The 13,002-nt window shown below is 64.9% G+C and carries 13 protein-coding genes; 6 read left to right on the top strand and 7 right to left on the bottom strand.

The window, feature by feature from the left end; all coding sequences use genetic code 11:
• The first annotated feature begins 32 nt into the window (after positions 1–32).
• Positions 33–920, top strand: coding sequence for a lysophospholipid acyltransferase (locus tag ACMGF8_RS05095; protein ID WP_102862437.1), 888 nt, complete (start codon positions 33–35; stop codon positions 918–920).
• 72 nt (positions 921–992) lie between these two features.
• Positions 993–1,232, top strand: coding sequence for a PilZ domain-containing protein (locus ACMGF8_RS05100; RefSeq protein WP_092318073.1), 240 nt, complete (start codon positions 993–995; stop codon positions 1,230–1,232).
• A 152-nt stretch (positions 1,233–1,384) separates the two neighbouring features.
• On the opposite strand, the gene ACMGF8_RS05105 is transcribed toward ACMGF8_RS05100, so the two are convergent.
• The 5 genes from ACMGF8_RS05105 to def all read right to left on the bottom strand — a co-directional run bounded on the left by ACMGF8_RS05105 (position 1,385) and on the right by def (position 6,062).
• On the bottom strand, positions 1,385–1,702 hold the full coding sequence (locus tag ACMGF8_RS05105; protein ID WP_102862438.1) for a tetratricopeptide repeat protein: 318 nt from the start codon (positions 1,700–1,702) through the stop codon (positions 1,385–1,387).
• A gap of 106 nt (positions 1,703–1,808) precedes the next feature.
• Entirely contained in the window at positions 1,809–3,182 is a 1,374-nt protein-coding gene (gene trkA / locus ACMGF8_RS05110) for a Trk system potassium transporter TrkA (RefSeq protein WP_102862439.1), read from the bottom strand.
• Positions 3,183–3,204: 22 nt separating this feature from the next.
• Entirely contained in the window at positions 3,205–4,530 is a 1,326-nt protein-coding gene (gene rsmB, locus ACMGF8_RS05115; RefSeq protein WP_416758890.1) for a 16S rRNA (cytosine(967)-C(5))-methyltransferase RsmB, read from the bottom strand.
• Positions 4,527–5,486 carry a methionyl-tRNA formyltransferase gene (fmt, locus tag ACMGF8_RS05120; protein ID WP_102862441.1) on the bottom strand — a complete coding sequence of 320 codons (960 nt, stop codon included), beginning with the start codon at positions 5,484–5,486 and terminating at the stop codon, positions 4,527–4,529. Before fmt ends, rsmB begins: the two co-directional genes overlap by 4 nt.
• A gap of 69 nt (positions 5,487–5,555) precedes the next feature.
• Positions 5,556–6,062 (bottom strand): peptide deformylase, encoded by a 507-nt coding sequence (def, locus tag ACMGF8_RS05125; RefSeq protein WP_102862442.1) that lies wholly within the window; start codon positions 6,060–6,062, stop codon positions 5,556–5,558.
• Positions 6,063–6,461: 399 nt separating this feature from the next.
• Between def and dprA the strand changes: the two genes are divergently transcribed.
• Positions 6,462–7,568, top strand: coding sequence for a DNA-processing protein DprA (dprA, locus tag ACMGF8_RS05130; protein ID WP_207166821.1), 1,107 nt, complete (start codon positions 6,462–6,464; stop codon positions 7,566–7,568).
• 54 nt (positions 7,569–7,622) lie between these two features.
• On the top strand, positions 7,623–8,180 hold the full coding sequence (locus ACMGF8_RS05135; RefSeq protein WP_102862444.1) for an L-threonylcarbamoyladenylate synthase: 558 nt from the start codon (positions 7,623–7,625) through the stop codon (positions 8,178–8,180).
• A 64-nt stretch (positions 8,181–8,244) separates the two neighbouring features.
• On the opposite strand, the gene ACMGF8_RS05140 is transcribed toward ACMGF8_RS05135, so the two are convergent.
• Positions 8,245–9,222 (bottom strand): NADPH:quinone reductase, encoded by a 978-nt coding sequence (locus ACMGF8_RS05140; protein WP_102881414.1) that lies wholly within the window; start codon positions 9,220–9,222, stop codon positions 8,245–8,247.
• Between the two features lie 168 nt (positions 9,223–9,390).
• On the opposite strand from ACMGF8_RS05140, the gene hemF reads away from it, so the two are divergent.
• Entirely contained in the window at positions 9,391–10,308 is a 918-nt protein-coding gene (gene hemF, locus ACMGF8_RS05145) for an oxygen-dependent coproporphyrinogen oxidase (RefSeq protein ID WP_207166822.1), read from the top strand.
• A gap of 93 nt (positions 10,309–10,401) precedes the next feature.
• Positions 10,402–11,223 carry a shikimate dehydrogenase gene (gene aroE / locus ACMGF8_RS05150; protein ID WP_115581293.1) on the top strand — a complete coding sequence of 274 codons (822 nt, stop codon included), beginning with the start codon at positions 10,402–10,404 and terminating at the stop codon, positions 11,221–11,223.
• Positions 11,224–11,397: 174 nt separating this feature from the next.
• On the opposite strand, the gene ACMGF8_RS05155 is transcribed toward aroE, so the two are convergent.
• On the bottom strand, positions 11,398–12,966 hold the full coding sequence (locus ACMGF8_RS05155) for a SulP family inorganic anion transporter (protein ID WP_207166824.1): 1,569 nt from the start codon (positions 12,964–12,966) through the stop codon (positions 11,398–11,400).
• Positions 12,967–13,002: the final 36 nt, after the last annotated feature.

A 13,002-nucleotide genomic window follows, 5' to 3' on the forward strand; every position in this document is an offset into this window, starting at 1 on the left:
CACGCTTCAGACCGACAGATCAGGAGTCATTTGTGGATAAGTTCAAAGGCGCCCTGCTGGTGGGCGCTCTGCGGTTGTTTGCCCTGCTGCCCTGGCGCGCGGTGCAGGCGGTCGGCGCGGCCATCGGCTGGATCATGTGGAAGACCCCCAATCGCTCCCGCGACGTGGTGCGCATCAACCTGGCCAAATGTTTTCCACAGATGGACCCCGCCGAGCGCGAGCGTCTGGTGGGACAGAGCCTGAAAGACATCGGCAAGTCCCTGACCGAAAGCGCTTGCGCCTGGATCTGGCCAGCGGAGCGCTCCATTGCTCTGGTGCGAGAGGTCGAGGGCCTGGACGTACTCAAGGACGCCCTGGCCTCGGGCAAGGGCGTGGTCGGCATCACCAGCCACCTGGGCAACTGGGAAGTGCTCAACCACTTCTATTGCAGCCAGTGCAAACCGATCATTTTCTACCGTCCGCCCAAGCTCAAGGCCGTGGACGAACTGCTGCGCAAGCAGCGGGTGCAACTGGGCAACCGCGTGGCGGCCTCCACCAAGGAAGGCATCCTCAGCGTCATCAAGGAAGTGCGCAAAGGCGGTGCGGTGGGCATTCCTGCCGACCCGGAACCGGCCGAATCCGCCGGGATCTTCGTGCCCTTCTTCGCCACCCAGGCGCTGACCAGCAAGTTCGTGCCGAACATGCTGGCCGGCGGCAAGGCCGTGGGCGTGTTCCTCCATGCCCTGCGCCTGCCCGATGGCTCGGGCTACAAGGTGATCCTCGAGGCGGCGCCGCAAGAGATGTACAGCACCGATACCGAAACCTCCTGTGCGGCTATGAGCAAGGTGGTCGAGCGCTATGTCGGGGCGTATCCGAGCCAGTACATGTGGAGCATGAAACGCTTCAAGAAGCGCCCGCCGGGTGAGGCACGCTGGTACTGACCGAGCTGGCACGATCTGTGGATAACTTCGCGTAGGGCGTTATCCACAGCACACACAACAAGGGCGCAGAAGATGTCCGAGCACCGCAAGTCGTTTCGCATCAAGATTTCCCACGAGAGCATTGGCGAATGCCTGGGGCAGACTCGCAACCTGTCTGCCAGTGGCGTCTATGTGCAAAGCCCGGTCCTGGCGCAATTGCCCAAGGGCGCGGTGGTCTATGGCCAGGTGCAGGGCTTGCCGGCGGCGGCGCCCAGGGTGCGCATGGAAGTGGTCCAGGCGGACGCGGAAGGGATCGCCCTGCGCTACCTGTGAAATCGTCCTGTAGCCGCTGCCGAGCCCGCGAGGCTGGGAAAAGGACCGAAGGGCCTTGCTTGGCGATCTCCAGCCGAACCTGTGTCGTCTCAAGATCTTTGCGTCCCTGCGGGCCGTTCGCAGCCTTCGGCAGCGGCTACAGGGGATAGAGGTCAGCCTTGAGACTGGCGGTCGAGTTTTTTCAGGAACACGGTCATTTCCTTTTCTGCCTGTTTGTCGCCATGCCCCCGGGCCGCTTCCAGGCCCTGTTCCCAGGCCTGACGCGCCGCCGCCAGGTCGCCCTGTCCCTGGCAAGCCTTGCCCAGCAGCTTCCAGGCCGCCGAATACTTGGGATCGAAACTCACGCAGTGCTGCAGGTGCTCGGCGGCCCTGGCGAAATCGCCCTGGTCCAGATAGCCCTTGCCCAGGCCAAAGCGCAGCAAGGCGTTATCCACACCCTTGGCGAGCATTTTTTCCAGCGATTCAAGCATCGTTGTCACTCCTGTGGGCTCATGTAGCCGCTGCCGCAGGCTGTGCAAGGGCAGCGCCTGCGGTGCAGTCGATCGCAGTCTGCGGCAGCGGATACACAGTGGTTGATCAGAAGAAGCTCAGGCCGACGTGGAACAGTTTTTCCACGTCGCGAATGTGCTTTTTATCCACAAGGAACAGGATCACGTGGTCGCCGGCTTCGATCACCGTGTCGTCGTGGGCGATCAGCACTTCCTCGTCGCGAATGATCGCGCCGATGGTAGTGCCCGGCGGCAAGCCGATGCTCTCGATGGCGCGGCCGATCACCTTGCTCGACTTGGCGTCGCCGTGGGCGATGGCCTCGATGGCTTCCGCCGCGCCACGGCGCAGGGAGTGCACGCTGACGATATCGCCGCGGCGCACGTGGGCCAGCAGGGTGCCGATGGTGGCCAGTTGCGGGCTGATGGCAATGTCGATATCGCCGCCCTGGATCAGGTCGACATAGGCCGGGTTGTTGATGATGGTCATGACCTTCTTCGCCCCCAGGCGCTTGGCCAGCAGCGAGGACATGATGTTGGCCTCGTCGTCGTTGGTCAGGGCCAGGAAGATATCGGCGTCGGCGATGTTCTCTTCCAGCAGCAGATCGCGGTCCGAGGCGCTGCCCTGCAGCACCACGGTGCTGTCCAGGGTGTCGGACAGGTAGCGGCAGCGGGCCGGGTTCATCTCGATGATCTTCACCTGGTAGCGGCTTTCGATGGCCTCGGCCAGGCGCTCGCCGATCTGCCCGCCACCGGCGATGACGATGCGCTTGTAGGATTCCTCCAGGCGGCGCATTTCGCTCATCACCGCGCGGATGTGGGCCTTGGCGGCGATGAAGAACACCTCGTCGTCGGCCTCGATCACCGTATCGCCCTTGGGCATGATCGGCCGGTCGCGGCGGAAGATCGCCGCCACCCGGGTATCGACATTGGGCATGTGCTCGCGCAACTGACGCAGCTGCTGGCCCACCAACGGACCGCCGTAATAGGCCTTGACCGCCACCAGTTGCGCCTTGCCTTCGGCGAAGTCGATCACCTGCAGGGCGCCGGGGTGTTCGATCAAACGCTTGATGTAGTTGGTCACCACCTGCTCGGGGCTGATCAGCACGTCCACCGGGATCGCGTCGTTGTCGAACAGCCCGGCGCGGGTCAGGTAGGCGGCTTCGCGCACCCGGGCGATCTTGGTCGGGGTGTGGAACAGGGTGTGGGCGACCTGGCAGGCAACCATGTTGGTTTCGTCGCTGTTGGTCACCGCCACCAGCATGTCGGCGTCGTCGGCGCCGGCCTGGCGCAGCACCGTCGGGAACGAGGCGCGGCCCTGCACGGTGCGGATGTCCAGGCGGTCGCCGAGGTCGCGCAGGCGTTCGCCGTCGGTGTCGACCACGGTGATGTCGTTGGCTTCGCTGGCCAGGTGTTCCGCCAGCGTGCCGCCCACTTGCCCGGCGCCGAGGATGATGATCTTCATCCAGTCACTCCCTTAAAACCGTTTAGCCGCGAGCTGCGGCGATCTTGATCAGTTTGGCGTAATAGAAGCCGTCGTGGCCGCCCTCTTGTGCCAGCAACTGGCGTCCGTGGGGCTGCTTGAGGCCGGCCGCAGGCTGCCCCAGTTGGCCGCCGATGTCCAACTCACGAGCTCCCGGGGTGCGGGACAGGAAGGCCTCGATCACTTCGGTGTTCTCGGTGGGCAGGGTCGAGCAGGTGGCGTAGAGCAGGATGCCGCCCACTTCCAGGGTCTGCCACAGGGCGTCCAGCAGTTCGCCTTGCAATTGCGCCAGGGCGGCGATGTCTTCGGCTTGGCGAGTGAGTTTGATATCCGGGTGGCGACGAATCACCCCGGTGGCCGAGCAGGGAGCGTCCAGCAGGATGCGCTGGAACGGCTGGCCGTCCCACCAGGCCTGGGTATCCCGGCCGTCGGCGGCAATCAGCTGGGCATCGAGCCCCAGGCGGTCGAGGTTTTCTCGCACTCGCACCAGGCGCTTGGCTTCCAGGTCCACTGCCACCACGCCAGCCAATTGCGGCTGCACTTCGAGGATGTGGCAGGTCTTGCCGCCCGGGGCGCAGCAGGCATCCAGCACCCGTTGCCCCGGGGCCAGTTCCAGCAGATCGGCAGCCAGTTGTGCGGCTTCGTCCTGGACGCTGACCCAGCCTTCGGCAAAGCCCGGCAGGCTGCGCACATCACCGGCTTCGTCGAGGATGATGCCGTCCTGGCTGTAGACGCAGGCCTTGGCCGCAACCCCCGCTTGGCTCAACAGCTTCAGGTAGGCATCCCGGGAGTGATGACGGCGATTGACCCGCAGGATCATCGGCGGGTGAGCGTTGTTGGCGGCGCAGATGGCTTCCCAGTGCTCGGGCCAGAAGGCCTTGAGGGACTTCTGCAGCCAGCGTGGGTGGGCGGTGCGCACCACCGGATCATGTTCCAGCTCGGCCAACAGGGCCTCGCTTTCACGCTGGGCGCGGCGCAGCACGGCGTTGAGCAGAGCCTTGGCCCAGGGCTTTTTCAACTTGTCGGCGCAGCCCACGGTTTCGCCGATGGCGGCGTGGGCCGGCACCCGGGTGTAGAGCAACTGATAGAGACCCACCAGCAGCAGCGCCTCGACATCGGCATCGGCGGCCTTGAACGGCTTCTGCAGCAGCTTGGCCGCCAGCGCCGACAGCCGCGGCTGCCAGCGCGCGGTGCCGAACGCCAGGTCCTGGGTGAAGCCGCGGTCCCGGACCTCGACCTTGTCCAGCTGGACCGGCAGCGAGCTGTTGAGCGAGGCCTTGCCGTTGAGGACCGCGGTCAGGGCCTTGGCGGCGGCCAGGCGCGGGTTCATTGGGCGTCCGCCGTCTGGCCGAGGACGGTGCCGATGGCGAATTTCTCGCGGCGGCTGTTGAACAGGTCGCTGAAGTTCAGCGCCTTGCCCCCGGGCAGTTGCAGGCGGGTCAGGCACAGCGCCTGCTCACCGCAGGCGACGATCAGGCCATCCTTGCTGGCGCCGAGGATCTCGCCCGGGGCGCCACGGCCTTCGGCCAGGGTGGCTGCCAGGACTTTCAGGGCTTCGCCATTGAGGGTGCTGTGGCAGATCGGCCAGGGATTGAAGGCCCGGACCAGGCGCTCCAGCTCCACGGCCGGGCGATTCCAGTCGATGCGCGCTTCATCCTTGTTCAACTTGTGGGCGTAGGTGGCCAGGCTGTCGTCCTGGATTTCGCCTTCCAGGGTGCCGGCGGCGAGGCCTTCGATGGCTTGCAGCACTGCCGGCGGGCCCAGCTCGGCCAGGCGGTCGTGCAGACTGCCGCCGGTGTCCTGGGCGCTGATCGGGGTGCTGACCTTGAGCAGCATCGGCCCGGTGTCCAGGCCGGCTTCCATGCGCATCACGGTCACGCCGCTGGCCTCGTCGCCGGCTTCTACGGCGCGCTGGATCGGCGCGGCACCGCGCCAGCGCGGCAGCAGGGAGGCGTGGCTGTTGATGCAGCCCAGGCGCGGAATATCCAGCACCACTTGAGGCAGGATCAGGCCGTAGGCCACCACCACCATCAGGTCCGGCTTGAGCGCCGCCAGTTCGGCCTGGGCCTCGGCATTGCGCAGGGTGGGTGGTTGCAGCACCGGGATCTGGTGCTCCAGGGCCAGCTGTTTGACCGGGCTTGGCATCAGCTTCTGCCCGCGCCCCGCCGGACGGTCCGGCTGGGTGTAGACCGCGACAATCTGGTGAGGGCTGTCGAGCAGGGCCTTGAGGTGTTCGGCGGCGAATTCGGGGGTGCCGGCAAAGACGATGCGCAGTGGCTCAGTCATGGGAATTCTCGATGTTAAACATGCGGAAAAGAAAAAGGCTTGCCGTGGCAAGCCTTTGCAAGACGGTCATCAAGCCTGCTGGCGATGCTGCTTTTCCAGCTTCTTCTTGATCCGGTCACGCTTGAGCGTGGACAGGTAGTCGACGAACAGCTTGCCGTTGAGGTGGTCGCATTCGTGCTGGATGCACACCGCCAGCAAACCTTCGGCGATCAGCTCATAGGGCTGGCCGTCGCGGTCCAGGGCCTTGATCTTGACGCGCTGCGGACGGTCGACGTTCTCGTAGAAACCCGGCACCGAAAGGCAGCCTTCCTGATACTGGTCCATCTCGTCGGTCAGGGCTTCGAACTCGGGGTTGATGAACACCCGGGGCTCGCTGCGATCTTCGGACAGGTCCATGACCACGACGCGTTTGTGCACGTTGACCTGGGTCGCCGCCAGACCAATGCCTGGGGCCTCATACATTGTTTCAAACATGTCATCGACCAACTGACGCACTTCGTCGTCCACTACGGCCACGGGTTTGGCGATAGTGCGCAGGCGCGAATCGGGGAATTCGAGGATGTTTAAAATGGCCATAAGCGTAATTGCTACACGTGTGAAGTAAGGGCGGAGTCGGCGTCCTGGCAGGTCCTGGACCTGGGCCGCCGATGCAAAACGTGCTCTGCAAAGGAGCGAGCCGCGCAGGCTCTGGCGTTTTACGCGAACGCACATAATAAAGGGATTCAGCCCCTGAGGAAATGTCTGTTCGCCCTGCTGCTACTGGGCTGGACCGCCATCGGTCGGACCTGCAAGCGGCTGCGTCAGGCCTGATTGGCGTGCTTGCGGTTGGCTGCACGGGTGGTTGGGCAGCGCATGGCCGACCTCGGCAGGGCATCTCCCTGGCGCAGCGGGAAACCTTTCCTCAACAAGTTACCAACAGACTTATCCACAGCTTGTTCCGGCTTTCGCCGGACCGATGACGATCAAGGATGATCCATGTCGCACTCGATCAGTGCTGCCATTTCCCCCGCGGAACTGGAAGCCCGTTTACGTTTGCATGGCCTGCCCGCCCTGGGCGCCATGCGCTTTGGGCGTTTGCTCCAGGCCTTCGGTTCAGCCTCCAAGGCCCTCAGTGCCCCGGCCCGCGCCTGGCACTCCCTGGGTCTGCCGACGGCCTGTACCGATGCCCGGCGCAGTGTCGAAGTCCGGGAAGGCGCCCGCCGCGCACTGGCCTGGATAGACAACCAGGCCCAGCATTTGCTGATGTGGGACCAGCCCGACTATCCCCCGCTGCTGGCGCAACTGGAGGATGCCCCACCGCTGTTGTTCGTGGCCGGCGATCCGTCGATTCTGCAACGGCCGCAGCTGGCGCTGGTGGGCAGCCGTCGGGCTTCGCGTCCGGGACTGGACACGGCCGCGGCGTTTTCCCGGAGTCTGGCCGCCGCCGGATTCGTGATCACCAGCGGCCTGGCCCTGGGCATCGATGGCGCTGCGCACCAGGCGGCCCTGGACGTGGGTGGGCGTACCGTGGGGGTGTTGGGCACGGGCCTGGAAAAATGTTATCCACAGCGGCATCGGGCCTTGGCCAGGGCGATGATCGAGCAGGGCAGCGCAGTGATTTCCGAGTTCCCCCTGGACACTGGCCCACGTCCGGAGCACTTCCCCCGGCGCAACCGGATCATCAGTGGCTTGTCCCTGGGGGTGCTGGTAGTGGAAGCCAGTGTCGCCAGCGGCTCGCTGATCACCGCCCGCCTGGCGGCCGAGCAAGGCCGCGAGGTATACGCGATCCCCGGTTCGATTCATCACCCTGGTGCCCGGGGTTGTCATCAACTGATCCGTGACGGCGCGGTGCTGGTGGAAAGTGTGCAGCACATCCTGGAAACCCTGAGAGGTTGGCAACACCTGCCGCCGCCTGCCGCAGCGCCGCTGGAGGCCAGCGAGCATCCGCTGCTGGCGCTGCTTCAGGCGGCCCCCCACAGCAGCGAGGCCCTGGCGCTTGCCAGCGGCTGGTCCCTGCCCCGGGTGCTGGCGGCACTGACCGAGCTGGAAATCGAGGCGCGGGCCGTCAACGAAAACGGCCGCTGGTTTGCGCGTCTGAGCTAGGTTTTATAGGCAGGATCGGTAAACTGCGCACAGCTTTTATCTGGAGATTCGGCAATGGTCAGCAGTTGGCGTGTGCAGCAAGCCGCACGAGAGATTCGCGCAGGGGCGGTGATTGCCTATCCAACCGAAGCGGTCTGGGGCCTGGGGTGCGATCCGTGGAATGAAGAGGCGGTGGATCGCCTGCTGGCAATCAAGTCACGGTCGGTGGACAAGGGCCTGATCCTGATCGCCGACAACATCCACCAGTTCGATTTCCTCTTCGAGGATTTCCCGGATACCTGGATCGAGCGCATGTCCAGTACCTGGCCGGGGCCCAATACCTGGCTGGTGCCCCATCAGAACCTGCTGCCGGAGTGGGTGACCGGGGTGCATGACACGGTGGCGTTGCGGGTCAGCGACCATCCGCTGGTCCGTGAACTCTGTGCCTTGGTGGGGCCGTTGATTTCCACTTCGGCCAATCCCCAGGGGCGGCCGGCAGCGCGTACGCGGTTGCGCATCGAGCAGTACTTCCGTGGACAACTGGACCTGGTGCTCACCGGCAGCCTGGGCGGGCGCAAGAACCCGAGCCTGATTCGGGATCTGGCCACCGGCAAGGTGGTGCGGCCTTCCTGAACCGCTTCGCCGGCAAGCCGTCTCCTATGAACATCCGTAGGAGCCGGCTTGCCGGCGAAAGCGCTTAAGGCAACAACACGGTCGAGCCGGTAGTACGCCGGGCCGACAACTCGATATGGGCCTTGGCCGCGTCCGCCAGAGCGAAGCGCTGGCCAATCTCGATCTTCAGCTTGCCGCTGGCAATCATGCCGAACAGGTCGTCGGCCATGAGCTGCAGGTTCTCGGCATTGTTGGCGTAGCTGGCCAGGGTCGGCCGGGTCACGTACAGCGAGCCCTTGGCTGAGAGAATCCCCAGGTTCACCCCGTCCACCGCTCCCGAGGCATTGCCGAAGCTGACCATCAGCCCGCGCGGTGCCAGGCAATCCAGAGAGGTCAGCCAGGTGTCTTTGCCGACACCGTCATACACCACCGGGCACTTCTTGCCATCCGTCAGTTCCAGCACGCGCTTGGCGACGTCTTCATGGCTGTAGTCGATGGTTTCCCAGGCGCCGAGGGCTTTGGCAATGGCGGCCTTTTCCGGTGAGCTGACGGTACCGATCAGTTTGACCCCAAGGGCCTTGGCCCATTGGCAGGCCAGGGAACCGACGCCCCCCGCTGCGGCGTGAAACAGTACGGTTTCGCCACCCTTGAGTTCATAAGTCTGACGCAGCAGGTACTGCACGGTCAGGCCCTTGAGCATGACCCCGGCGGCTTGCTCGAAGCTGATGGCCTCTGGCAGATGCACCAGATTGGCTTCCGGCAGTACATGCACATCGCTGTAGGCGCCCAGTGGGCCGCTGCCATAGGCCACACGATCACCTACCTTGAAGCGCGTCACAGCGCTGCCCACCGCTTCCACCACCCCGGCGCCTTCGGCGCCGAGGCCGGATGGCAATGCTGGTGGGGCATACAGGCCACTGCGGAAATAGGTGTCGATGAAGTTCAGGCCGATGGCCTTGTTGCTGACGCGAACCTGCTGTGGTCCAGGTTCGGCGGGCTGGTAATCCACATACTCGAGTACTTCGGGGCCGCCATGGGCACGGAACTGGATACGTTTGGCCATCTGCACTCTCTCCTTGGTCGTGTCGTGAAAGTGCTCTATCGGACTCCTGTGCTTGACCTTCGTCAACTGCGGAGCGCCCCGACGCGGTGTTATGCTACGCGCCCATTTGCGCGCGTCCCCTGCTCCATCCCTAGCGCCGCGTAGCTTTGCCCGATTCAAGGTGATGCCATGACTACCCGCACCGAGGCCGTAAAAGCCTACCTGCTCGACCTGCAAGACCGCATTTGCGCTGCACTGGAAACCGAAGACGGTGGCGCACGCTTTATCGAGGACGCCTGGACCCGCCCTGCCGGCGGTGGCGGTCGCACCCGGGTGATCGGCGACGGCGCAGTGATCGAAAAGGGTGGGGTCAACTTTTCCCATGTGTTCGGCAGCGGCCTGCCACCCTCGGCCAGTGCCCACCGTCCGGAACTGGCCGGCCGGGGTTTCGAGGCCCTGGGCGTGTCCCTGGTGATTCACCCACACAACCCTCATGTGCCGACGTCCCACGCCAACGTGCGTTTCTTCATTGCCGAGAAGGAAGGTGAAGAGCCGGTCTGGTGGTTCGGCGGCGGCTTCGACCTGACCCCCTACTACGGCAATGAGGAAGACTGCGTGCATTGGCACCGGGTTGCCGAGCGCGCCTGTGCGCCTTTCGGTGCCGACGTCTACCCGCGCTACAAGGCCTGGTGCGACAGCTATTTCCACATCAAGCACCGCAACGAACCGCGGGGCATCGGTGGCCTGTTCTTCGACGACCTCAACGAATGGGACTTCGACACCAGCTTCGCTTTCATGCGCGCCATCGGCGATGCCTACATCGAGGCCTATCTGCCCATCGTCCAGCGCCGCAAGGCTGACGCCTATACCGAGCAGCAGCGCGAGTTCCAGGAGTTCCGTCGCGGTCGCTATGTGGAGTTCAACCTGGTCTACGACCGTGGCACCCTGTTCGGCCTGCAATCGGGTGGTCGCACCGAGTCGATCCTCATGTCGCTGCCGCCGCAAGTGCGCTGGGGCTACGACTGGAAGGCCGAGCCGGGCAGCGAAGAAGCGCGCCTGACCGAATACTTCCTGCAAGACCGCGACTGGCTGGCCGCCAGCAACTAAACCGCACCCACTGCGCAGGAGCCGGCTTGCCGGTGAAGAGGCCTTCAAGGCGGACACGGTTCCTGCCAGTGTGTTGAGCAAATGGGATGAGAGATGGATCAGTACGTTGTCTTTGGTAATCCGATCGGCCACAGCAAATCACCCTTGATCCATCGGCTGTTCGCCCAGCAGACCGGCCAGCAACTGGAATACAACACCCTGCTGGCGCCTCTGGACGATTTCGCCGGTGCCGCCCGCGATTTCTTCGCCCAGGGCCGCGGTGCCAACGTCACCGTGCCGTTCAAGGAAGATGCCTATCGCCTGTGCGACAGCCTGACCGAGCGCGCCCAGCGGGCCGGTGCGGTGAACACCCTGAGCAAGCAAGCGGACGGCACTCTGCTGGGAGACAACACCGACGGCGCCGGACTGGTGCGCGACCTGACGGTCAACGCCGGGGTCAGCCTCAAGGGCAAGCGCATCCTCCTTTTGGGCGCCGGGGGCGCCGTGCGCGGGGCCCTGGAGCCGTTGCTGGCGCAGCGGCCGGCGTCGGTGGTGATCGCCAATCGCACCGTGGAAAAAGCCGAGTTGCTGGCCGAACTGTTCGCCGACCTGGGGCCGGTGTCGGCCAGCGGCTTCGACTGGTTGCAGGAGTCGGTGGACCTGATCATCAATGCCACTTCCGCCAGCCTGTCGGGTGAACTGCCGCCGATTGCCAGCAGCCTGATCGAGCCGGGCAAAACGGTGTGCTACGACATGATGTACGCCAAGGAGCCGACGCCGTTCTGCCGTTGGGCCAGTGAACATGGCGCGGCGCTGGTGCTTGATGGTTTGGGCATGCTGGCCGAACAGGCGGCGGAAGCCTTCTACCTGTGGCGCGGCGTGCGCCCGGACAGCGCCCCGGTGCTGGCCGAACTGCGCCGCCAGTTGGCCCTGTAAACCCCTGAAGATTATGTGTGGCGAGGGAGCTTGCTCCCGCTCGGGCGCGCAGCGGTCGTAAACCGGCTATCGCGCAGCAACAGGCAAAACCGGGAAGTCGGCCTTGGGCTTGCTGCGCAAGCCAGCGCGAGCAAGCTCGCCCGCCACAGGTGGTGTCTCCCTCAAACCTTGGGGTCAGTCTTCGAAGCGGATCGGGCAGTGCTCCGGTCCTTCGAGCTTGATCAATTCCTCTTTCACCGTCTGCCGTGCCCGGCGCAGGGTCAGGCTGCGGTCCTGGCGTTTCAGCCGGCGCGCCTCCTGGTGCAGCATCGCCACCCCTGAATAGTCGATGAAGTTGATCTGCCGGGCGTCGATCACCAGTTTCGGTGCGTGGCAGCGTTGCATGCGCACTTGCAGGTAATGACTGGCGCCAAAGAAGATCGAGCCACCCACCCGCAGGATGTCTGCATCGCCCTCGCTGGAGTGCTGCACCCGTGGCTGGGAGGTGCGCTTGAGGTAGAAGAACAGCGACGCCAGGACCCCGGCATAGATCGCCGTCTGCAACTCCAGGAGCAAGGTGGCGATGCAGGTCAGGCTCATCACCACAAATTCGGCGCGGCTGACCCGGAACAGCGCGCGGATGCCCCGATGATCCACCAGGCCCCAGCAGATCAGCAGAATGCTCCCGGCCATGGCCGGAATCGGGATATGGGCGATCAGCCCGGCGCCGGCTACCGCGAACAGTGCCACCCACAGCGCCGAGAACACCCCGGCCAGGGGCGAGCGGGCACCGGCTTCATAACTCAAGCCCGAGCGGGTGAAGGAGCCGGAGGACAGGTAGCCGGAGAAAAACGCCCCCACCATGTTCGACAAGCCCTGGGCGCGGACTTCCTGGTTGGCGTCGAGCAGTTGTTCCGAACGTGCCGACAGTGAGCGGGCAATCGACAGGCTGGTGACCAGCCCCAGCATCCCCACCGCCACGGCACTGGGCAACAGCCGCAGGACCAGATCCAGGTCCAGTGGCAACGGGCTCAAGGGCGGTAGCCGGCCCACGAAGGCGCTGACCAATTTGACGTGCCCGAACACCCCCGGCAGCAGCCAGACCACCAGCGCACTGAGGACCAGGCTGAGCAACAGGCTGGGCCAGCGCGGCGCCAGCAGCTTCAGGCCGAGGCCGACGATCAGGGTGCCCAGCCCCAGCAACAGCGAAGGCTTGTCCACAGCGTCCAGGTGTTCCAGCAGCAAGCTCAGGCTATTGAGGGCGGTGGCCTGGTTCGGCAGGTCCAGGCCCAGGAGGTTGGGCAATTGCCCCAGGGCGATCACCACCGCGGCACCGAGGGTGAAACCCAGCACCACCGAATGCGAGACGAAGTTCACCAGGGCGCCGAAGCGCAGCAGCCCCAGCAGCCACTGAAAGACCCCGGCCAGCAGGGTCAGCAGCAGGATCAGGGTGATGTAGTCCTCGGATGCCGGCACGGCCAGAGGGCTGACGCTGGCATACAGAACAATGGAGATCGCTGCCGTGGGCCCGCAGATCAGGTGCCAGGACGAACCCCAGAGGCAGGCGATCAGCACCGGGACTATGGCCGCGTACAGGCCGTACTCCGGCGGCAGGCCGGCGATCAGCGCATAGGCGATCGATTGCGGCAGGGCGAGGATCGCGCCGCTCAGGCCCACCAGCAGATCCCGGCCAACGCTGGCCCGGGTCTGCTGTGGCAGCCAGCCGAGGAAAGGCAGGAGTGAATGGCGGTTGGGCCAGGCCATGGTTCCTCACGGGTGGGTAGATTCAGGGGGGGCCAG

This window comes from Pseudomonas sp. BNK-7 (genome assembly GCF_048072025.1).
Lineage (GTDB): Bacteria > Pseudomonadota > Gammaproteobacteria > Pseudomonadales > Pseudomonadaceae > Aquipseudomonas > Aquipseudomonas danubii.

What these genes read in the sequence shown, in the direction of transcription:
- aroE (WP_115581293.1), top strand. Translation starts at nt 10,402, where the DNA reads ATGGATCAGTACGTTGTCTTTGGTAATCCGATCGGCCACAGCAAATCA.
- hemF (WP_207166822.1), top strand. Translation starts at nt 9,391, where the DNA reads ATGACTACCCGCACCGAGGCCGTAAAAGCCTACCTGCTCGACCTGCAA.
- fmt (WP_102862441.1), bottom strand. Translation starts at nt 5,486, where the DNA reads ATGACTGAGCCACTGCGCATCGTCTTTGCCGGCACCCCCGAATTCGCC.
- trkA (WP_102862439.1), bottom strand. Translation starts at nt 3,182, where the DNA reads ATGAAGATCATCATCCTCGGCGCCGGGCAAGTGGGCGGCACGCTGGCG.
- def (WP_102862442.1), bottom strand. Translation starts at nt 6,062, where the DNA reads ATGGCCATTTTAAACATCCTCGAATTCCCCGATTCGCGCCTGCGCACT.
- dprA (WP_207166821.1), top strand. Translation starts at nt 6,462, where the DNA reads ATGTCGCACTCGATCAGTGCTGCCATTTCCCCCGCGGAACTGGAAGCC.
- ACMGF8_RS05140 (WP_102881414.1), bottom strand. Translation starts at nt 9,222, where the DNA reads ATGGCCAAACGTATCCAGTTCCGTGCCCATGGCGGCCCCGAAGTACTC.
- ACMGF8_RS05100 (WP_092318073.1), top strand. Translation starts at nt 993, where the DNA reads ATGTCCGAGCACCGCAAGTCGTTTCGCATCAAGATTTCCCACGAGAGC.
- rsmB (WP_416758890.1), bottom strand. Translation starts at nt 4,530, where the DNA reads ATGAACCCGCGCCTGGCCGCCGCCAAGGCCCTGACCGCGGTCCTCAAC.
- ACMGF8_RS05105 (WP_102862438.1), bottom strand. Translation starts at nt 1,702, where the DNA reads ATGCTTGAATCGCTGGAAAAAATGCTCGCCAAGGGTGTGGATAACGCC.
- ACMGF8_RS05135 (WP_102862444.1), top strand. Translation starts at nt 7,623, where the DNA reads ATGGTCAGCAGTTGGCGTGTGCAGCAAGCCGCACGAGAGATTCGCGCA.
- ACMGF8_RS05155 (WP_207166824.1), bottom strand. Translation starts at nt 12,966, where the DNA reads ATGGCCTGGCCCAACCGCCATTCACTCCTGCCTTTCCTCGGCTGGCTG.